Source organism: Brucepastera parasyntrophica, assembly GCF_022376835.1.
GTDB classification, from domain to species: Bacteria; Spirochaetota; Spirochaetia; order Treponematales; family Treponemataceae; genus Brucepastera; species Brucepastera parasyntrophica.
This window is the reverse complement of the sequence record NZ_CP084606.1, coordinates 1,937,507-1,959,215: the sequence shown is the minus strand read 5'-3', so window position 1 is coordinate 1,959,215 and position 21,709 is coordinate 1,937,507. Positions and strand designations below refer to the sequence as shown.

17 protein-coding genes are annotated in these 21,709 nt (G+C 46.7%); 8 read left to right on the top strand and 9 right to left on the bottom strand.

From position 1 onward, the window contains the following. Positions 1 to 27: 27 nt before the first annotated feature. From K7I13_RS09360 to K7I13_RS09340, 5 genes are all read right to left on the bottom strand, one after another. A complete protein-coding gene (locus K7I13_RS09360; RefSeq protein ID WP_255945000.1) occupies positions 28 to 2,301 on the bottom strand; it encodes a hypothetical protein in 2,274 nt (757 codons plus the stop codon). Further along, complete coding sequence (locus K7I13_RS09355) at positions 2,292 to 4,028, bottom strand: OmpL47-type beta-barrel domain-containing protein (protein WP_255944999.1); 1,737 nt, start codon at positions 4,026 to 4,028, stop codon at positions 2,292 to 2,294. The genes K7I13_RS09360 and K7I13_RS09355 overlap by 10 nt, the downstream gene beginning before the upstream one ends. A 5-nt stretch (positions 4,029 to 4,033) precedes the next feature. Next, positions 4,034 to 5,509, bottom strand: coding sequence for a hypothetical protein (locus K7I13_RS09350; protein WP_255944998.1), 1,476 nt, complete (start codon positions 5,507 to 5,509; stop codon positions 4,034 to 4,036). 658 nt (positions 5,510 to 6,167) lie between these two features. After that, positions 6,168 to 6,407, bottom strand: a complete 240-nt coding sequence (locus tag K7I13_RS09345; RefSeq protein ID WP_255944997.1) for a thioredoxin domain-containing protein — start codon at positions 6,405 to 6,407, stop codon at positions 6,168 to 6,170. Between the two features lie 17 nt (positions 6,408 to 6,424). Next, positions 6,425 to 7,294, bottom strand: coding sequence for a patatin-like phospholipase family protein (locus K7I13_RS09340; protein ID WP_255944996.1), 870 nt, complete (start codon positions 7,292 to 7,294; stop codon positions 6,425 to 6,427). Between the two features lie 336 nt (positions 7,295 to 7,630). On the opposite strand from K7I13_RS09340, the gene K7I13_RS09335 reads away from it, so the two are divergent. Further along, on the top strand, positions 7,631 to 8,392 hold the full coding sequence (locus K7I13_RS09335) for a transglutaminase-like domain-containing protein (protein ID WP_255944995.1): 762 nt from the start codon (positions 7,631 to 7,633) through the stop codon (positions 8,390 to 8,392). 73 nt (positions 8,393 to 8,465) lie between these two features. Here K7I13_RS09335 and K7I13_RS09330 read toward each other — a convergent pair whose 3' ends face one another. Continuing rightward, positions 8,466 to 9,089 (bottom strand): hypothetical protein, encoded by a 624-nt coding sequence (locus K7I13_RS09330; protein WP_255944994.1) that lies wholly within the window; start codon positions 9,087 to 9,089, stop codon positions 8,466 to 8,468. Between the two features lie 267 nt (positions 9,090 to 9,356). Here K7I13_RS09330 and K7I13_RS09325 point away from each other — a divergent pair, with 267 nt between their 5' ends. The 5 genes from K7I13_RS09325 (at position 9,357) to K7I13_RS09305 (ending at position 15,386) form a co-directional block, all read left to right on the top strand. Next, positions 9,357 to 9,707, top strand: coding sequence for a TolC family protein (locus tag K7I13_RS09325; protein ID WP_255944993.1), 351 nt, complete (start codon positions 9,357 to 9,359; stop codon positions 9,705 to 9,707). 50 nt (positions 9,708 to 9,757) lie between these two features. Then, positions 9,758 to 10,579 (top strand): TolC family protein, encoded by an 822-nt coding sequence (locus K7I13_RS09320; RefSeq protein ID WP_500789607.1) that lies wholly within the window; start codon positions 9,758 to 9,760, stop codon positions 10,577 to 10,579. Between the two features lie 56 nt (positions 10,580 to 10,635). Next, the gene (locus tag K7I13_RS09315; protein WP_255944992.1) at positions 10,636 to 11,598 is read left to right on the top strand and encodes an efflux RND transporter periplasmic adaptor subunit; all 963 of its coding nucleotides are present in this window, start codon (positions 10,636 to 10,638) and stop codon (positions 11,596 to 11,598) included. Beyond that, positions 11,595 to 14,732 carry an efflux RND transporter permease subunit gene (locus tag K7I13_RS09310; protein ID WP_255944991.1) on the top strand — a complete coding sequence of 1,046 codons (3,138 nt, stop codon included), beginning with the start codon at positions 11,595 to 11,597 and terminating at the stop codon, positions 14,730 to 14,732. The genes K7I13_RS09315 and K7I13_RS09310 overlap by 4 nt, the downstream gene beginning before the upstream one ends. 150 nt (positions 14,733 to 14,882) lie before the next feature. Continuing rightward, positions 14,883 to 15,386, top strand: coding sequence for a YchJ family protein (locus tag K7I13_RS09305; RefSeq protein WP_255944990.1), 504 nt, complete (start codon positions 14,883 to 14,885; stop codon positions 15,384 to 15,386). A gap of 15 nt (positions 15,387 to 15,401) precedes the next feature. Here K7I13_RS09305 and K7I13_RS09300 read toward each other — a convergent pair whose 3' ends face one another. The 3 genes from K7I13_RS09300 to K7I13_RS09290 are packed head-to-tail and all read right to left on the bottom strand — an operon-like array spanning position 15,402 to position 17,085. Further along, a complete protein-coding gene (locus K7I13_RS09300; RefSeq protein ID WP_255944989.1) occupies positions 15,402 to 16,217 on the bottom strand; it encodes an ABC transporter permease in 816 nt (271 codons plus the stop codon). After that, entirely contained in the window at positions 16,214 to 16,384 is a 171-nt protein-coding gene (locus K7I13_RS09295) for a hypothetical protein (RefSeq protein WP_255944988.1), read from the bottom strand. Before K7I13_RS09295 ends, K7I13_RS09300 begins: the two co-directional genes overlap by 4 nt. A 59-nt stretch (positions 16,385 to 16,443) precedes the next feature. Further along, positions 16,444 to 17,085 (bottom strand): ABC transporter ATP-binding protein, encoded by a 642-nt coding sequence (locus K7I13_RS09290; protein WP_255944987.1) that lies wholly within the window; start codon positions 17,083 to 17,085, stop codon positions 16,444 to 16,446. A gap of 292 nt (positions 17,086 to 17,377) precedes the next feature. Between K7I13_RS09290 and K7I13_RS09285 the strand changes: the two genes are divergently transcribed. Continuing rightward, entirely contained in the window at positions 17,378 to 20,662 is a 3,285-nt protein-coding gene (locus K7I13_RS09285; protein ID WP_255944986.1) for a response regulator, read from the top strand. Then, on the top strand, positions 20,646 to 21,707 hold the full coding sequence (locus K7I13_RS09280) for an HD-GYP domain-containing protein (protein WP_255944985.1): 1,062 nt from the start codon (positions 20,646 to 20,648) through the stop codon (positions 21,705 to 21,707). Before K7I13_RS09285 ends, K7I13_RS09280 begins: the two co-directional genes overlap by 17 nt. Positions 21,708 to 21,709 lie beyond the last annotated feature (2 nt).

Sequence of the window (21,709 nt, the reverse complement as noted above, 5' to 3'; positions counted from 1 at the left end):
CAAGTCCTTCTATAGTTGTTTGATTTTTTATATCACTGTTTTCTTTTGGCTTATTATTATTTTCCTGATCACATTATTATTTTCATCGCTAATTTCTACTTCAACTCTTTCGGAGCCGGAATGCTCATCTTCCAGCAGCGGCCAGCGGATAATTTTGCTTGTTTGTACGCCGCTTACGACATCCTCTATTTCCGGGATAGCGGGAATATTTTTGCTTCCGAAAAATGGTTTTGTATAATCAACTTTTATTGTCTGATACGCAAAAGTCCTGTTTCCCGCATAATCTTCAGCACACGCTCCTATGTATACTGTAAAATCATCCGCACCAAGCAGGTTCTGCAGATTTATCCTTACTTCATTTTCATGGATAACGGTCCAGCTTTCTGCAGCAGATTCACGCTCGTCAGTAATTCCTGCATAATACCGGTATTCCTTTATTCCGCTCATATCAGCGGGGCGGTTCCATTCAATTACCGTTTCCTGCGCGTTGTACCATTCCTCCTCATCAGTCTGGGGATACGTCCAGACCCTTAAACCTTCCGGAGGAGTTGTATCGACACGGAAGGGATACCCTGTCTCCGCGCTGGGCATCCCGTTTCCTCCGATACTCCATGCAACAAAGTGGTAATATTCATCTTCGAGGTTGTCGGGCAGATCCCTAAAAACAATCTCCCCACCCTGCCCGGCAAATATATCATCTATTACGCCTTCTTCCATTACGGTGGCAGGTCCGGGATTTCCTTCCGTATACTGTATGTATTTTTCAAGTCTCCATCCGTAACCCATTATTCCGGAAGAAGAATTTGCGGTCTGCACGGTAAATTGCGCCGTATTTTTTATTCCGGTATCCTGCGGACTCTTCGCGCTTTTGTGGGTCGCGCTTTGAATTTTCGGACGGTCCGGGCCGCGTCTGTCTACCAGGATTTTCCTGAAAGCACCGGAGCTCCGGTTGCCGCTGCCGTCTTCCGCCTGCAGATATAAATAATTAACGCCTTCGGCAAATCCGGAAATCTGGAACAGGCCCTTTGCTTCTGCTTTTGTTTTTTTATTTTCATCAGGGTCTTCGTTGCCGGAACCGGTAACGGCCCAGTACCAGTACGCTATTTCGCCTTCTTCTGTTCCTTCCGTATTACGGAATGTATCAGCCCCTCCGGGCAGAACATACAGCAAATCACTTCCGGCGTATTCTTCAGCCTCAAGCAATTCTTCGCCCGTTTCATCACGGTAAACAAGAATTCCGGTTATGTCCGGAGAAACAAGGTCCAGAATTATAGTCCGGTTCAGGTACCCGTTATTTTCCGCATTATCGGTTGCCCGGATGGAAAGTGTATTTTCGCCTTCAGCCAGACTGGAAGCATCAAGAATTATCGCGCCTGAACCGTTTGCCGCGGGAAGCTGCTTGAATGTGTCGGTATTGAATCTGTATTCGCTTTTATTCACGCCGCTTATTGTGTCGGATGCTTCATATCCTTTTATTGTTATCTGCCGGCTGTCAGCCCGGATATATTTTTCAATTTCAGCTGTTATGACGGGTGGCGTTATATCAACAGTAAGGGAAAAGACGCCTTCATTGCTCCAGTTGCCCGCATTGTCCCTGACACGGACACGGAGAACCCGGGTGGTTCCTTCCTCAAGTTCCGCCGTCTGACCGTCGGTCCAGGGATCGGCTTCGGAACGCCTCCACTGGTAACTGCCGCTGGCTATTCCGCTCAAACTGTCCGACGCGGTAATAACAATAAATGTTGTATTCTGTATGGTCTGGGGAGCTGTTATTACCGGATTTGTCAGATCAATATTCGCGTAAATTTCCTGTTCCGTTACATTGAGCGCGCTGTCCTTTGCGCTCAGGGTTATCCGGTATATTCCCTCACTGGTAAAGGACAGGGAGTCTTCGACAAGCGACACCCCGCTCGCGGAGGTCCAGTTATTGGCAATAAAAACTTCCGCTTTTTTAACGGAAAACTCTTCAATACTGCTTTCGCTATCGGCCGCGCTTACGGAAAAACTTTTTGCGTTTGTCCAGGCCGCGTTTTCCTGAGTTGTTCCAAGCCGTGAATCAGCGGTAACGACCGGACCTGTCCCGTCAAACAGAACATTTTCCGCTTTGCGGGTCCCTGTGTTGCCCGCGTTATCGGTACACAGTATTTCTATTGTATGCCTTCCGGCGGTAATACCGGCGGCTGATATTGTTACCAAACCGGACTGTCCGTCATAGGTAAAACTTTTTGCGGCGCCGTTATCGACCGTATATTCCCATTTTTGTATACCGCTGTGTATCTCGCTGATATCTGTTATCCGCACGAGGATGTTCCAGCTGCCGCCCCCATGTTTTTTACCGCGCCGCCGTTTTCAAGGACAAAGGCAGGGGCAGTGGTATCAATTTTCACCGAACATTCGGCGGAACTCCGGTTTCCCAGAATATCTTCAGCGGAAAGCGTGAGAGTATGAATCCCGTCGGAAAGCCCGCTTACGGTAAGAGTCCCTCCGGAAAAGCTGAACTGCGCATCACTGGTATTGCCGTCTGTTCCGGTTTTGACAGAAAGGCTCTGATCATTCACTCCGGACGCCCCTCCGCCCTGGACAGGGTCGGTAATTGTCACGCCGGTAAAAGAAACAGTTCCGCTGTTTTTCCACTCGGTCCCTGCCGTAAAGCCCGTAAACCTGGGCCCGGTCCGGTCTATCCTGACTGTAACCGTTTCCTCGGAATAATTGCCCGCCTGGTCTTCGGCCCTGAAGACCACTTCATGAAGGCCTTCATTTGTAACTCTTACACAATTATCTCCGGGAACGTTAAAATAGGCGCTCCCGTTAATGCTGTACTGCCATTTTTTTATGCCGGAAAGTCCGTCTGACGCGGCCGCGGAAAGAACAACTTCGGAGGCGTTTGTCCACTGCCCGCCCGAACTGTCTGTTATGCTCCCGATAACAGGAGGAGTGCGGTCAATCCGGACCGTGGAGGACGCTTCGGAGAAATTCCCAGCCACATCCCAGACTTTAAAGGTTGCCGTATTCTCGCCTTCCCCGGTAATCCTGACCGTTTTGTTGGAAGCGGACCTTAAACCATAAGCCCCGTCATTTATTTTATACTGGCACCATGATTCCTGGACGCCTGAAAGCGCGTCGCTGGCCATAACTTCCAGTGTTACCCCTTCTGCATTTGTCCAGGGTTCTCCGTCATTGCCTGAAACGCTCACGGCAGGCGCTGTGTAATCCGCTATAATGGTATATATTCCAGGCGCGCTTTCATGTCCAAAACGATCTTTGATTTTACAGGTTACGGTATGAGTTCCTTCAGTAACATCCGCAAGCGTGATGCTGGAAGCATTTATAAATTCACCATCATCAAGTTTATACTGGAGCGTACTGTAATCATCTCCGGAAGAAACCCCTCTAATATCAGAATGAGGATATGAACAGGGATCGCCTCTGCTTGGGTAAAAACTTATGGGAGATGAATTGAAATAACGCGGTGTTTCTGTACCCTCAAAAACCGGACCTGTGTTATCACGGGTCACGGAGATTTCAATAATAAAAATTTCCTGCAATTCGGGATCAAGGGTGGTATCCCGCCTTTCAAAAGTAATCCGAAGCATGCTGCTTGTCTGGTTGTAATATATAAGATGGTCCGCGTTATTTAAATCAACCGAAACATTCCCAAGCGGATCAATAATTTCTGTTGTCCACGACCAGCGGCGCGTGGGGTTTCCCGGCTGTGTCACGTTTATTTTACAGTCTATTTTTGCCTGACGACCGGTTTCATTGTCATGGGCAATAAATACGGTTTTCGAATATTGTATACTGAAAGAATGTGTTGAATACTGTGACTCTGATAAAACAAGGGATTCCACGCCGGAGATTGTTAATGATATGCGGACCTTATCTGTATCTGTTACGTAAGTCACGTTATCAGCTATACAATGGTCATACGTAAATGAATCCGTATAATTCAGATCATGCTTTGTCTGCGGAAACATGAGGCCCGAAAACAGGCAGAAAACCGTCAGTAAAATACCAGCTTTTTTTATCATCTGTATTATTCTCCGGGCAAAACAGTAATGAGTTCTTTTCCGTTAAACAGGATCCGCCACCGGAAACCGTTAAGATTCAGGCTCTGCCATTGCCGTACGCCGGCGCGGTGTACGGCCGTTTTTGCGGTGTTATCCATTTCGATTATGCCCCCGTCCGTTTCCAGATACATTATCCGGCTTCTTCCTGTCAGAAATTCATGGAGGTTTATTATTCCAGAGGATTCCGTCCGGGCCAAAAGTCTGCTGCCCGAAGAATCGCAGGCGAAGCCGGACAGGCTTTCCCAGCGGCCATCCTGATATTTCAGGAACAGAATTTCCGCGTCATTGTGCAATAGTAATACGGGATAATCAGGATTGCCCGCGTACAATACTTTCGCGCCGGGATTTTTCACGGTACTTTTTTCTTCGATTTCACCTGTCGGAATATTCAGTAAAAGCGTCTCCCGCCGCGCCGGTTCCCGCAGGAGAATTAAAGCCTTTGTATAATCAAGATAGATAATTCCCTCAAAAACCGAACCGGCGGGAATTTCTATTTCTTCGGACCTTGGCGCATTCAAATGTATATGTTCAAACCGGTATATCCTGTCCCCATCATCGCCGCCCGTAACAACAAGCGCGGCGCCCTTTGCGAGATCATCCAGGCCGATATACTGTTTTATTTTTTCCGGCATGCCGATTTCAAGGGTCCTGACAAATGACTTGTTTCTGACCGAGAACTCAGTCATTGTGTCTGCAGAATATATATTAAAATATATTGTGCCCCGGAACGATTCTTTTATTTCAACCCGCGCATCAGGTGAAAAAACCTGTACTTTTTCCGTCTGCCGGATATTATTATCTTCTGTCAGAAAAAAGACAGCTTCCCTGTATCCGGTATTTTTTTCCGTCAGATACCACCCGTATTGAAGGTTTTCACGATTCATTACAGCCGGCTTCACCTCATACGAAGAAACCCGTTCGCCGGCATCGGATACATATTCATATATGATGCGCCCGCTTTTTTCACGGGGTAACATTGCTTTTATCAGCGCGGAATTTTTTAAATAATATACATCTATAGTTCCGTCTCTTTTTCCTATTATGGTGAAGGTCTCTATGCCGCCGGTCTTCATATCGGCTACCGCTTCATGGTAAAAGGACAGCATCCCGCCGGTATCCACCCTGAATATGTATATCTGTTCCCGCCCGTTTTCCGTCCCGATAAATCCTCCGGTTGAAGCGGAAGAAAACCTGTCGTTTTTAAGCATCCGTACATTCCGGATATTTCGCTGCGTATGGAAGGGATTATAGTCTTCAAACTGTCCGTCGGAGGTGACCTTCAGGGTATGCAGCTGTCCGGCCTCGGTATAAAGGACATAGGCGCCTCCCGCGTAATCATGAAACACAACCAGTTCGTCAGGCGAACCCGCGACAGTCCGGGTTCCGGCAAAGCAAAATGACAAAGCGGCCAGTGTCATGAACAGGGCGAAAACTTTTTTCATACGTCCTTCCTTTTTTCACGGCAAATAAAAAACTGAGTATATTATGGAAAATCAATCCGGGTTTTGTACCCTCCCGGTTTCAGGGAACGGAACCCAAAGTATCACAGGGCTGAACAGCGTTTGCAAATTTCCGAAAGAAAGGATAAAATACGAATATACGTATAGAGGCGGAAAAAACTTCTTTCAATCAGAATTACTGTTCGTACTAAAAAAACTGTAAATTGTAACTTTTTATCTGTCAAGTTGTTTTATTTCTTTTTACTCTGTATTTTCGCCGAAGTCTGTTTTTATCTCCCCACAGAGGATTTTCTTTTCCCAATGGATATTGACTGGTAAATCTTTGCTTTTATGGAAAGAGCCTTGCCGCCGGTAAGAAAAAACGTGTCCGGGATGTTTCAAATGCGGTTTTCGCGGATGAACCGCCGCATAATTCCGGACAGGGCATAGTGAAAAACGCGGCTCTGATACGATGGCAGATACGATGCGCTATCGTATGGCGCAGGCATTTTTGCCCGTTCCGCGATAAGATGAAAGGACCGCCGGCGGGCTTTTGACATGGATTCAAAACCGGGTCAGAGCGGCAGCTGTTTCAGATCGGGCCGGATAAATGCTTTTTTATCAATGCGGACAACCGGCAGTTTAAGCAGAAGATTGTCAGTCAGGATAGTTTCAAAAGCGTCATACTCCATCCAGGCGTATTTTCCTTTTCATAGCTTTTTGAATCGGTGTCTATCAGGTCGGAGGGGTCGCGGCCCGCGCAGATATTTTTGAGCTCGCCTTCCGAAAGGGGTTTATCGGAGAGATCCCGGAACTGGAACGGTATCTGCCGTTCCCTGAAAAACCGCTCGGCGGCTCTGGTAGCGTTGTCTTTTTTTGTTCCATATAACAGTATATTCATGTGTCTGTCAGTTTCCTTTATTTTTCGAGAAATTCTTTCAGGGCGGGGAAAAGAGCGGCCATATCTTCATAGCCGCTCCGGTACAGGCCGTTCAGTTTTTCGGGATCACGTTCCAGCCTTTTCAGACCGGGCTGCGGTTTGGGCCGGACAACAAAAACAGTCCCTTCGGCTTCAAGCCGGTCTATATGATCAAGGACTTCATTGTACGCCCTGTTTCTGTTTTCCATAGTATGTATGAATTCAGGATATTCGCGGTACATTTTTCTGACAATAAGGGACTTACCCTTTTCCTTTTTCCGGTATCCGGCAGGCTGCGTAAGGACCAGAACTGCTTTCCGGTTTCCGTCCGCGAGGGCATGTCTTACCGGAATTGAATCGCTGATTCCTCCGTCCAGATAGGGGTCGCCGTCAATAACGACCGGGACCGATACAAAAGGCAGCGAGCAGGACGCCTGCGCGGCCGGCAGTACGTCCTGAGCTGTCCGGGGCGTAAGATATCCGGGCTGTCCCGTTTTCATGTTAGTGGCCACCGCGTAATAGATCCCGGCAAATTTTTCGAAGGCCTCAAAATCATAGGGATCAAGTTCATAGGGTATTTTCCGGAACAGAAGGTCCATGCCGAAAAGGGATTTTTCCCGCCGCAGACAGCCGAGCCCCAGATAATCCGGACGCCGGCAGTAATCGACATTTACCCGCTTCGCCCTTCCCTTCTGTCTGGTGATATATGAAAGGGCATGGCTCGCGCCGGCCGAAACCCCGATGACATAATCAAAATAAAGGTTATTGTCCAGAAAAAAATCCAGGACACCGGTGGTATAAATACCCCTCATCCCGCCGCCCTCAAGGACAAGCGCTGTTCCGTCTGTTTTTATTTCTTCGTTTTGCATAATATCCGCCTGACAGTCAGTATACACGGAATGGAGGTCCGGCGAAAAGACCGGAAAAGAAAATTCCGGACACCGGATGATATTGCCCTCCAAAAATAATCTCCGGCACTCAGGCAGCTGAATACATAATAAAAAACCATGACACCGCATGTCATAATAAACCGGGTATAATATTCCCTGATATTTCCGTATTTTTGAGGAGGAAAAAATGATATACGAACAGGAATACTATGCCTCGACGGATATTTTAACCGATCCGAAAGAACTGGCCGGTTTCTTTGAGGCTTTTCCGGCGGACCCGGCCGGAATAAACCGGCAATTACTGCAAACGGTAACATGCGATTTTTTTCTGAATATTCCATCGTACGCCATTCCGCCGGAATACGCGCAGGACATGAATATCAGAAGCGTTTATGGAAAAATAAAAAGATAATTGAAAGGTCAAAAACCGGAAAAAAGTGTAACGGCAAAACCACGTATCTCATCTGTAACTGCAGGGACCTTTCGCTGCTCATATGCGCGATACTGAGGTACTATGCCATTCCCTCAAGAATACGCTCAGGGTTCGGACTTTTTTTTCACCCTGACAAAAGATTTGACCACTGGATTGTTGAATACCGGGACGCGTCCGGAAAGAGCTGGAAGCGGATCGATCCCTGGATGTATCAGATACAGGCGGAACTGGATAATCTGCCCGGTGAATATACAGCGGGATTTAAAAACATCAGCATGGACCCGCTCGATCTCAGGGAAGGGCGGTTCATAACAGGGGCGGCTGCCTGGACCAAATGCAGGAGCGGGAAAGACAGTTTTGAAAGATTCGGTACCTATGAGGAAAGCCTGAGAGGGAAATGGTTTGTGCGGGACAATCTGATACGGGACCTGTTCTGCATGAACAGAAAAGAACCTCTTCCGTGGGTCATCTGGGGCAATATGGGAAGAAAACATAAAAAAATCGGCGCGGGAGAAGAAAAAATAATCGATGAGACCGCGCTTTTTCTGGAAACAGAGACCTTTGACCATTCAGTACTTTTTGATTGCTGCCGGATATTCAACGGAGATAATGGATTTGATAGATTGATAAAAGAACAGGACTGACCGCGCGGCCCGTTTCGCTCCCGGCCGCCGGATACCGGAATACGCGGGGAGCGCTTTCAGGAAACGGCAGCGCTTATCTGTTTTTAAAATATCCGTATGATAAAAGGCATATAGGCATAAAATATATACACCAGAATTCCAGCACAATTGTTCCTATTATATTCCCGCCGGCCATATCCGCGGAAAACACACCCAGTATGGGCATTACAAAACAGCTTACCGCGAATATGCCGTGAATGCATAACAGGTACTTCAATATTTTTTCGTTTCTGCTTTTTGTTTCCAGTTTTACGCCAGTGAAAAACGTCGCCAGCGCCATAAACGCATACCCAAGCAAATCATAATTAAAAAACAAGCCAAATTCCGAATAATCAAGGAGCGCTTTTGCTTCTTCAGATAATACCTGTAAACGCAGGGTTGTCAGTTGTGTAAAGTACACAATTATTATTGTTACACAGTACATTATTGAAAAAGATAACGCGATTAAACCAACAGCTTTATTCTCGCTTGGCATATAGGATATATACGCGCAAACCATGGAAACAAAACCCAGCGCGATGCATATGCTGGAAAAATAACTTCCCGCTTTACCCGGCGAGTCATTGTTTAAAATGGCCCCGAACAACATACAGAGCGCAAACACTGCTACGGCAATAAATGTTATTATTGAAGCATATATTCCTGTTTTTCTATTCATTTGAGCCCCTGGAATATTTTATTTCAAAAACCGGCCATGCGCAATCATGCATAACCAATTTCCGGAATGGCGTATACTTTTATCTTTTGTAAAAGCCCCTTTTGTGCGATAATTAAATATTACCGTTCCTTGTGACTTTTTTTTCATTTAGCTGTTATATTTTAGTCGGGAGTACATGATTTCCATGAGTTCACAGCCGTACAGAAAGATTTTTTTTCTTTTTTGTTTTTAGCAGCTGGGGTATTTTTATATGCCGACGCCGAATCGATGATAATTGACCTTGAGAAGGCCCTGCAGTTTGCTCTTGATAACAACCAGGACCTGAAAAAACAGAAAATCAGCTATCTTCTTTCAGACAGACAGTATAAATTTTCCTGGAACAATTTCCTTCCTTCCCTGAGTTTGTCCGGCTCACTGAAAAATACCCACGCCTTTCCGAATGCCCCGGAGTCGACGTCGACCGGTACTGATTTGAGCGTGTCCGGAGGGATAAGCCTGTCGCTGAGTCCCGGTGTACCCACTGTAATACAGCAGGCCAGAATCTCGCAGAATACTGCTTCCCTGCAGTACGCGCAGGCCGAAGCAACACTGGTCAGGGCGGTAAAAAAGCCTATATAAATCTGATTTTCCATACGGAATCCATAAACCTTGCCGAAAAAAACCTGGAAATGGCAAAATCCCGCGAAGAACAGGTTAAAATAAATTACCAGAACGGCCTTACCTCGGAACTTGAATATCTGCAGGCCCAGTACACGGTCCTTACCCTGCATCTTGAAACCACCCAGAGCAGGCAGCTCCATCAGCAGGCAATGAGACAATTCAATGTTCTCATCGGGCTTCCGCTTGATATGAAACTTGTTCTTGCGGGGACTCCCGATTATACCTTTCCTGAAATCAATATGCCCGGAAATATCGCGACATTTATTGATAACCGCCCCGATGTCCAGCTTGCCGCCCTGGCCCTGGCGCAGGCAAAAAGCCAGCAGCTGGGGGCAAATATCAACCGCTACGCGCCGTCCGTTTCCCTCTCGGAAACCGCCAGTATTTCGGACCTGATTGACAGTCCGGGACTGCCGAAAACAGGAACATTTACACTCTCCGTTTCAATTCCCCTTAACGGTTATATATACGGTTCCAAAGAAAGCATGACCATATACACCAACCGCTCGGCTGTTGAACAGGCTGAAATAAACCTGTCGCAGACCAAGCTGGCGGCCAGAGATGAAATCGAAGCCATCATCGACACGCTTGAGCAGCTAAAGGAAAATATTGAAATCAAAAAGCTTAATGAAATTATTGCGGGCAGGGCCTATGAGCTTTCAGTGCAGGCCCATGAGGCCGGCCTGATTACCCAGACCGCGCTTGATGACGCCCTGGCAAAACATCTTTCCGCGCAGCTGTCGGTATTGTCAACAGCAAATAATTACAGGACAAGCATTATAGATTTTGCCCATGCATTAAATATATCAGAACGTGATTTATATAAATAAATAGAGAAAAAACGCAAAAAAATGTATTGAAAGCGGACGATTTATGGGGGTACCTAATGGCCGATAAAACGGAAAATTCTCTGTTTGACAGAATAGTAAAAATCATTCTTCTGATTTTGATAGGAATATGTGTCATCTATATTGGCGTGGCGGTCTTTTCAAATATCCTGAAGGGAAACGGACAGGAAGCCTCCGGGCCCGCCGCGGTACGCACGGCTCTGACCGGCGTTATAACAGTGGAAGCGGTTACCATTTCGCCGGCGACTATTATCCAGACAATCAGGCTGAACGGCGATATCTCTTCCCGGTCCCAGATATCCCTTTATCCGGACACATCAGGGAAACTGGTACAATATGAAAAAAACGTAGGGGATCCGGTGCGGACAGGCGACATAGTGGCTCTTGTCGATCCTTCGCGGCCCGGGGCCGCATATACGGCGAGTCCGGTGCGTTCCACAATAAACGGGACAATAATTTCCCTGCCCTATACAATAGGTGAAACGGTTTCCACCACCTCACCAATTGCCACGGTCGGCAGATTAAATGATCTGGAAATAATCACTCATGTGCCGGAAAAATACATTGCCGTACTCCGGACAGGCCTGCCGGCAAGCGTAACTCTTGCCCCCTACCCGGATGAGGTTTTCGGCGCTGTTGTCGATCAGGTCAGTCCTGTTGTTGATGTTTCATCAAGGACCGTTGAAATTCATCTGCGGATAACCAGTACGGGACGGGACCTGAAACCGGGAATGTTTGCCGTTGTTACGCTGGTAACCCAGCAGGCTTCGGGTACAATGGTTGTCCCGAAAACTGCGGTCCGCACATATAATAATACATCCGTGGTCTATACCATTGATGAAGATTCAATCGCGCACAGGCGGGAAATTGTAACCGGTCTGACTAATGATAATGAGGTGCAGATTCTTGCGGGAATTTCTCTCGGCGATCAGGTCGTTGTTTCAGGGTCCATTTCCGAAGGCACCCCGGTCCGCGTTCTTTCCCAGGATACAGAATTATGAGCATATATGAATTATCTGTCCGGCAGCCGGTAACAATCTCCATGGTGTATGTCCTGGTCTGTGTTGTTGCCGCTATATTTGTTCCGAGGCTCGGGGTCGCGCTGTACCCCGCTACAACCAATCCGGTTTTGTCAGTTACAACCACCTACGATAATGTCGGACCCGAAGAAATAGAAAAAACAGTAACAAGAATTCTGGAATCGCGGCTGAGTGTTGTTTCGGGACTGAAATCAATGTCGTCAACATCTTCCTTCGGACGGAGCAATATCCGCCTCACCTTCGGGTATGATATTGACCTCGATGAAGCCTCGAATACCATAAAGGATATTCTGACAAGAGCTGTGTACGCGCTGCCCGACGGGGCGGACGCTCCCACTCTGCGCAAGTTTGATGTCAATATGATGCCCATCATGCGGCTGTCCGTATCAGGGGATTTGCCGATAAGCGAGCTGAGGGTCCTTGCCGAAGACACTATCGCGCCCCTGCTGGAAAGAATCGAGGGCGTCGCGTCCGCGTCGGTAAGCGGCGGAGCGTCGCGGATAGTCCGCGTCGATATTATGGAAAACCGGCTGAAGGCTTACAATCTGACCCTCAGCACGGTTGCCTCGGCTCTCGCCGCCAGAAATATTCAGGCCTCCGGCGGGACGGTAACCGAAAACGGCATGAACTACGAAATTTATTTCAATGAATCTTTTAATTCCATTGATGATATACGCCAGAGTGTTGTAGCGGGAGTATCCATACCTTCATCCAGCTCATCAGTAACCCGTTCGAATGTTATCCGCCTCGAGGATATTGCCAATGTATATGAAATGTATGATTACACCGGCCAGAAAGTCTATATAGACGGCGTACCCGGTTTATATATTTCCATTTCCAATGAAACGGACTCAAACAGTACGACAGTAGCAAAGGCTGTCAGAGAAGCTTTTGGTGAAATTAACTCGATCCTCCCGTACGGAGTATCCATCGCGACCATCAGTGACAATACCACCATGATAACGGCGACAATGAATGAAGTGTATAATTCGGCCTTCCAGGGCGGTATCCTTGCCATACTGATTATCCTTCTTTTTCTGCGGAGCATTAAAAGTACTTTTGTTATCGCCCTTTCAATGCCCATATCCATTCTGGTCACACTGCTCTGTATGTCGCTCCTGGACCTGACCCTGAATATGATGACCATGTCGGGCCTGATCCTCGGTATCGGGATGATCGTCGACTCTTCCATAGTAGTACTGGATGATATTCACCGGTTCAGGGAAGCGGGCGAAAATCCCGCGGTGGCTTCAATACATGGAACTAAAGAAGTCGCGGTCGCAATAACGGCGTCGACACTGACAACCCTGTGTGTATTTGTACCCATTCTGATTTATAAAGCCGAACTCGAAACGCTCGGGCAGATGTTTAACGACATGGTTATTACCGTGGCCATATCGCTGACGGTTTCACTCATTGTTTCCGTAACCCTTGTTCCGGCATTGTGCGGAAGCATTCTCCGCCTGGACACCAGAGTCCAGAAACCCCTGAAAAACAGATTTTTCAGGGCCCTTGATTCCGGCATTGAAACAGGAATTAAGGCTCTGGAAAACGCGTACGGAAAGATGCTGGCGTTTGTTCTGCGCAACCGGCTTCTGGTGATGACGCTGGTAGTTCTTCTTCTGGTTGTTTCCATTATGAAATTTATGGACCTGGGTATGAGTTTTTCTCCGGCAACAACTTCGGATGATACCATTACAGTCTCTCTTACCCTGCCGCAGGGAACAAATAAAAGTGTGACTGAAGAAGTGCTGTTTCAGGTCCAGGAAATTGTCGAACAGAAAGTAACGGGATACCAGACGCTCATTCTTACTGTCGGAAACGGAAATACGGGAAACATCCAGATCAATCTGCCGCCGGTAAGCGAACAGAAAATGACTCCGCTAATGATACGCGAGCTGATAAAGCCCGATCTGGACAATATACCGAACGCGACCTTTACCTATACCGCGGGACGGGGATTCAGAAGCGGGGCTCCCATTGACGTCAAACTCATATCCAATGATACGGCCGCCGTAAGCCAGACCGCGGAAAAAATAGTTGATATTCTGGAGATGTACGTCCCGGAGGTTACCGATGTCGCTACCGATCTGGAAACAGGCAGCCCCCAGTATATAGTCAGAGTCGACAGGGACCGGGCAGCCGCGCTCGGCGTTTCCATGTCGGCTATTTCCTCCGTCTTGCGGGCCTCCATAAACGGAGTTGAAGCTACGACCTGGCAGTCAGGGAATGATGAAGTAACGGTCAGTGTATATCTGCCTGAAGATGAGGTTTCCTCTCCCTCGGACCTGAGCCGTCTGTATGTTAACGGTTCGGCGGGAAGGGTCCCGCTTGACAGCCTCTTATCTTTCGAGCCGGCAGTATCACCGCGGGCTATAACAAGGGAGGAAGGCCAGAGGGTCAATCATGTGACGGCGAACCTCCAGACAGGACTTGCGGCAAACAAGATACAGCCCCTGGTAGAGGCGGCGATCCGCGACAATCTGGTAGTCCCGGAAACCGTAAGAATAGAGTATGCCGGAGAAGTACAGGACCTCGCCGATTCCGGTGGCGTAATGATTCTGGTTATTCTTGTCGCGGTGTTTCTGGTCTTTATTGTTATGGCCGCGCAGTTTGAATCACTGGTGGATCCTCTTATTATCTTCTTTTCAATACCATTGCTGGCTATCGGCGTTGTCTGGATGTATGTCTTTACCGGACAGACCTTCAGTCTATTTTCCGCGGTCGGCGTTGTCGCGCTGGTCGGTATTGTTGTTAATAACGGCATTGTTCTTATTGACTTTATGAACCAGCTCGTAAAAAAGAAAACGCCGGTTTTTGAAGCCTGCATCATTGCGGGGAAAAATCGTCTGCGGCCCATTCTGATGACAACTCTCACTACCATTATCGCGACAATTCCGATGGGCTTTTTCCCTGGAGACGGGGCGGAAATGACCCAGCCGATAGGCGTAACAATGGTCGGCGGGCTTCTTTCGGGAGCCATTATGACCCTGTTTGTCACTCCAATTATGTACAGCCTTCTTAACAAACGCCGGGAAAAACGGTTTGACGATCCCAATTCGCTGCAGAATATGCTTGCGGAATATAAGGGATAGGCAACCGCAAAAAAACACTATATATCACGCTGTGATATTATATCACGTTGTGATATATAAGTGTATAGCACCTATACACTATGGCTGCGCCGCTTTTCCGGCTGTACAAACAGGAGTCCGATATGCTATAACTCCGGAAAGGAATATTGTATGGAAAAAGACTTCTGCTCCTGCGGCTCCGGAAAAAAATACCAGGATTGCTGCGAACCGATAATATCAGGAAAAACTCTTGCGCCGACCGCGGAAACGCTCATGCGGGCCCGGTATACGGCTTATGCGGTACATAATATTGACTTTATCACGGATTCCTGCCTCAGGGAGAAGGGACAGAATGATATTGATCTTGAAGAAACACGCCGCTGGAGCGAGGACTCGCAGTGGCTCGGTTTAAAAATACACCGGACGGAAAAGGGGTCCGCAAGTGATCAGGAAGGCGTCGTTGAGTTCTCCGCGTCCTATATCCGCAACGGCCTGAAAGACGAACACCGCGAAACCGCTTCATTCAAAAAGGTTAACGGAAAATGGTATTTCTCGGAAGGAAGGCTTGCGAATACTACAATTGTGCGCGCCTCTCCAAAAGTCGGACGGAACGACCCCTGCCCCTGCGGCTCCGGGAAAAAATACAAACAGTGCTGCCTCAGTAAAAACGGCTGAACCGGGACCGTACCCCTACAAAAGCGAAATTATTGATTCCCTCGTAAACCTCGGAAGGACCCTGTACAAAAGCAGCCAGTCCAGAAGCGCGAGAGCTGCGGCGCCGATGATAATGGCGGCCAGATTAAGAACAAGAACTCCGAAAAGCTGACCCATTAATACCGCGATCAGGGGAAGCACAACAAGAACGGAAACCTGCTGGGCCTCCATAAAGCTCTTTGCTTTCAGGGAAGAAAACAGGGCAATTGCCAGTCCGAGGACGGATATCCCGGGAGAAAGGAGGAGGACGACCGCCAGCCAGTTTCCCCAGGCTATAATGCCATAGCCCCTGAATACATTGTAAAGAATGGTTACCGTGGCCGAAAACAGCGCAAACCCGCCCGCACTGATACAGAACGCGGGAATAAAACCCGCAAGCAGCTTTGCCAGAATGAATTCCCTGTTGCTGATCGGAGTCAGTAAAAGGGTTTCCAGCGTTTTGCGTTCTTTTTCCCCGATTATTCCATTTGTTACGATTATTATCGAACACATCAGGGGAACAATAAGGAACAGAGGGATAAAGACAAAATTCATGAAAAACCACATCAGTTTGTCTTCATCCAGCAGAATATGCCCCGGAACGGGATATTCGGCAATGATATCCATAATCATATCCGCCCCGTTCATTGCGTTTGCCCCGTATACAAGAACAAGAACAGTCATTAGCACGGGCAAAAAAACGCAGATAATAACAGGCACAATTATCATGGGAACAAGAACCATAGGATTCGAAGTCAGTTCACCTATATCCTTACTGAAAACGGTTTTTATTCTTCTGCCGGACTGTTTCATAGAATTATTCCTTCTTCCACATTTCTTCTGTATACATCCAAAAGTGTCGGACGTACCCTGACCGCCTCAATTACAGCTTCTCCGGCATCCAGAAGCTTTTTCAGAATTGCCGGTATTTCTTTTTCATCCGTATACTCGAAATCCCTGGTCCCGGAAACAGCCGTCACTCTCAGGACTTTTTTATCGGTGGCCGCTTCTATCAGTTCGTCCGGCGTACCGTAAGCCGTCAGGACCCTTTAGAAATAAAGCCGAAAATATCACAGATTGACTGCGCAAGGGAAAGATTGTGGGTGCATAAAAAAACCGTTGTTTTTTCCTCGTCAGCCAGCAGACGGATCATCCGGTTTACCTCATCAGCCGCATCGGGATCCAGACCGCTGGTCGGTTCGTCAAGAAAAAGCAGCCTGGGATGATGGAGCATAACCCTTGCCAGCTGGACCCGTTTTGTCAGACCGGTTGAAAGCGTTCCGAGAGGAGCGTCTATTTTGTCGTTCAGGTGCAGCTTGTCAATGACTTCTTCTATCCGCTTTTCCGTCCGGTCTTTTTCCATGCCGTACATGGCGGCAAAAAACCGCAGATTATTCCGGACCGTCAGGGACGCATACATACCGGTATGGTCTCCCAGAGTCGCGGTTATGCTCCGGAGCATGGAATCATCCCCGGATGAGCTGAACACCTTATAGGTTCCTGACGTAGGGGTGAGCGATCCGTTTAAAATACGCACCGTTGTTGTTTTTCCGGCGCCGTTCGGACCGAGAAACCCGAATACCGTTCCTTCCGGTATTTTCAAATTCAGGGATTTTACCGCAGTCACTCCGTTCGGGAATATTTTGGTAATATCTTCCGTTTCAATAGCATAGCCGCTCATATATAACTCCGCAGTAATGTATCCCAAAGTAGCCTTTTCGTAAAAAAAATGATTACTTTGTATAGGGTGATACCGTATTTTATGATATTATATCATTAATATACTCTTTTAAGTCACGTTTCTGATATAAAAAATTACTTCTTTATATCAGAAACACGTACAATCGGAAATAGGCAAATAATTTAGATTATTTGCCTATATATGACATAAGATAGAATGTCTGTTAATAAATCAAGATAAATCAGCTCCTCCGGGGCTGTCGCTGCAGCGGGGTAAATAAGGAATTTTTTTAATGGCAGGTGCGTTTTCCAAGAAACAAAAAGCGCAGGAGGTTTTTCATTTTTTCGAAAATATGGAAAGCCTGTATATAGTTGATATCCGGACAAAAAAACTGCTTTATTATAACAATGGTATGGAAAAAATTCTGGCCCGGACCTGTTTTGCGACCGATGATTTTGACGCATATATCCATGAAGTTGTAACAAAACATCCTGTTTATGAAAACCCGGATATGCTTAATGATACCGACCCGCTGGTATGGGAAACCAAAACAACTCACAACAATTATATCTTCAAAAATTTCAGCAGCATCCTGACAGGCCCGGATGGGGAAAAATACCACCTCTGCCAGGTTTCGGATGTAACACAATTGGCGCAGACACAAACGGAACTGGAAATCCAGCTCAAGCGGCGGGACATAATACTGCAGATGACAACTATATTTGCCTCGCTTATCAGTCTTGATGATATGATTAATACCGCGCTGCAGATTCTGGGAAATTTTCTGAAGCTGGACCGGACCTGTCTCTTCAAACAGGAAAACAGTAACAGGGATTATTTTTTCCGCTGCGACTATGAATGGACAATGCCGGCGGTTACGGCCCGGAAGGACACCTTACAGCATGAATCTTTTGATCCCCACTCTCCGGAGTATCTGGCGCTTTTGAACAATGATTATATTATTGTGGAAGGAAGTCCGTCCGGGGGAAAAAGCGGCGAACAAGCACAGTATCCAAACGGTCTTGTAAGAGTCCCTGTGTATATGCTCGGCAAATTCTGGGGGTTCCTTGGCTGCGATAATAACATTCCCGCGAGGGAGTGGAACAAAAATGATCTCAAATTAATGCGTCTGGCGGCAAATATTATCGCCACCGGGATAGAAAGAAAGAACGCTGAAAATTCGATTATTCTGGCGAAAGAAACACTCCGGAAAGTTGTTGATAACACGGGCGCCATTATTTTCTGGAAAGATATGCAGCTCCGGTATATTGGCTGCAATACTTCATTTCTCGAATATTTCGGAAAAACGGAATTTGAAATGATCGGGAAAACGGATGAAACCATTTATATGCCGCAGGCCGCGGAACAGCTGCGCGCAGAGGAAATAGCCCTGATCGAAAGCAAAAACTCCCTGCTCGCATATGAAAAAAACTTTATAGACCTTCATGGGGAAGAACGCTGGTTCAGTATCAGCAAAACGGTTGTATGTGATAATCTTGGCGAGGCCGTTATTCTGGTCGGCATATATGTTGATATAACTGAAAGGAAACGGATAGAACTGGAACGGTCAAAAACCGAAAGCCAGCTTCGCCTTTCCTTCGAAGAAGCGCAAAAGGCGAACAGGGCCAAGTCGGATTTTCTTTCACGTATGAGTCATGAAATCAGGACACCGATGAACGCAATTATCGGAATGACCCATATCGCGAAAAACGCCAGTGACCCTGACGTAATCCGGGACTGTCTGAATAAAACGGAAACATCATCAAGTCATCTGCTTTCAATTATCAACGATATTCTGGATATGTCAAAAATCGAAGCCGATAAATTCGAATTGTATGAAGAAGAATTCAGCCTTGAAAAAGCGCTTATCGACTTAACGAACATTATGATTGTGCGTTCGGATGAAAAAAACCAGGAACTCGTTATTGATATAGATCCGTCCATGCCTACCCATTTTATAGGCGATTCACTCAGATTGTCCCAGGTAATTACCAATCTCTTCAGCAATGCCATTAAATTTACTCCGGAGTACGGAACAATAAAACTGAAAGTTATTCCTGTTTCACTGGGAGATGAATACAGCGTTCTGAAATTTGAGGTTTCAGATAACGGAATAGGAATGACCTCGGAACAGTGTGAAAACGTCTTTTCACCCTTTGAGCAGGCGGACGGAGGCATCGCGAGAAGGTTCGGGGGGACAGGTCTTGGCTTATCGATTTCCAAAAAGATAGTACAGCTGATGAGCGGTGAAATACATACGGAAAGCAGGCCGGGAAAGGGAAGTACCTTTACATTTACGGTAAAACTTAAAACGTCCTCTTCCCACAAGCGCATAACTCTGTCGGAAAAGATAAACAGGGATAATCTCAGAGTCCTTGCTGTCGATGATTCCCCGGCAATACTGGAATACTTTGCCTTTATCTTTTCCATGCTCAATATTCCGGTTACTACAGCGGAAAACGGAAAAACCGCGCTGGAGCTGTTCAAAAAAGCAAAGGACCAGGGAAAGCCGTATACCGTAATTTTCGTTGACTGGCAAATGCCCGGAATGAACGGGATTGAACTGGCAAAGGCATTAAAACAGGAACCCGAAGAAAAGGCTGTCATAATCCTTATTTCCATAGCCCAGCTTCATGTAATAGAAGAAAGGGCTGTCGAAGCCGGAATAAACAAATTTCTGCCCAAACCGCTGTTTCCGTCCGCTATTGTTAATGTAATAAATGAAATAACCGGAGTTCCGGAAATCAAAACCGCGGATATTGTTAAGCAGGTTCCCGATTTCAGCGCTTATAAGGTCCTGCTGGTGGAAGATATTGCTATTAACAGGGAAATAATAGTATCTTTCTTAAAAGAAACCGGTATTACTATTGATTGCGCGGAAAATGGCGCCATTGCGATTGAAAAAATATCACGCGGAAATACGTATGATCTTATTCTAATGGACATTCACATGCCTGTTATGGACGGCTATACGACAACCAGAAATATCCGCCAGCTTGAAACGAATAAGAATACCAGAACACCTATTGTTGCCATGACCGCGAATGTTTTCAGGGAGGATGTGGAAAAATGCCTGGCTGTCGGTATGGACGACCATATTGCAAAACCCGTAGAATATAATACAATCATAGCCAAGCTGAGCCATTTTTTAGCGGGGAAAAACCGCACGTCCGCTGATGAAGACAGGCCGGATACCGAAGCTGACCCAAAGGAGAATATAATGGACATTTCGGATGAAGAATATCTTAATCTTGAAGAGGGCCTTGGCCGCGTTATGGGAAACAAGGCCCTTTATACAAAACTTTTGTCCCGGTTTAAGGCTGAAACAAACCCGGATGAACTTTTTACAGAGATTGAGCAGAAGAATTTTGACAAAGCGCAGGTTTTGGCGCATACTATAAAGGGCGTGGCAGCCAATCTGTCACTGAAAAAATTATTCATGCTTATGCAAAAACTGGAACTTGAACTGAAAAACGGAGTTGTTGAACCTGGCATACAGGAAGAAATCAAAGAATGTATTGCACAAACGTATGCAGTTATTGATAAGGTAATAAAAGAATATGGCGCTAACGGATAATACGGACTTACCCACTGTTCTTGTTGTTGACGATGTTGAGACAAATCTCCTGATTCTTGAAGAAATTCTCAAGAATGATTACCGTATACTGACAGCAAAAAACGGTGTGGAAGCACTGGAAATCCTGCAAACAATGGATGTTCTCCCAAAAATCATTCTGCTGGATATTATAATGCCGGTAATGAACGGATACCAGATGCTGGATGTTTTGAAAGCCCACAGTGTATTCCGGAAAATCCCCGTTATTTTTATAACAACCTCCGATTCGGAAGTACTGGCCCTTTCATCCGGGGCGGTTGATTTTATTTCCAAGCCGTTCCATCCCGAAATAGTAAAGCTGAGAGTCGCGAATCACATAAAACTGAAGAATTACAGTGATAAGCTGGAAGCAATGGTCGAGCAGAAGACCGCGGAAGTAACCGGAACGCTGGACAATATACTCGAGGCAATGGCGAATATTATCGAATACCGGAACCTTGAATCAGGAAGTCATGTAAAGCGGACAACATATTTTACCAGGGCTCTGGTGGATTATCTCCTTGAAAATTCGGAATATGCCGAGGACTTGAGAGCGCTTGAACCGGATATCATTGTAAAAGCCGTACCACTCCATGACGTGGGAAAAATAGGCATCCCCGATAAAATACTGCTGAAACCCGGCAAACTTACGCCGGAGGAATTTGACGTAATCAAAACCCATACCACAATCGGAAAAGACATCATTGAATCCATTTTGAACAAAAGCGATCCGATATATCTGAATCACAGCAGGGATATCTGTTATTGCCACCACGAACGCTATGACGGAAAAGGATATCCAAGAGGCCTGAAGGGCGATGACATACCTCTTTCCGCCCGCATATTGTCGATTGTAGACGTATATGACGCGCTGGTGTGCGCGCGGGTATATAAAGACGCTTTTCCGTATGAGGAAGCCATCCGGATAATAACCGAAGGCAAAGGAACCCAGTTTGATCCGGTAATTACCGACGCGGTTATTGCCATTCAGGAAATATTTAAAGAAATCTCCATCCAAAACCAGTAAGG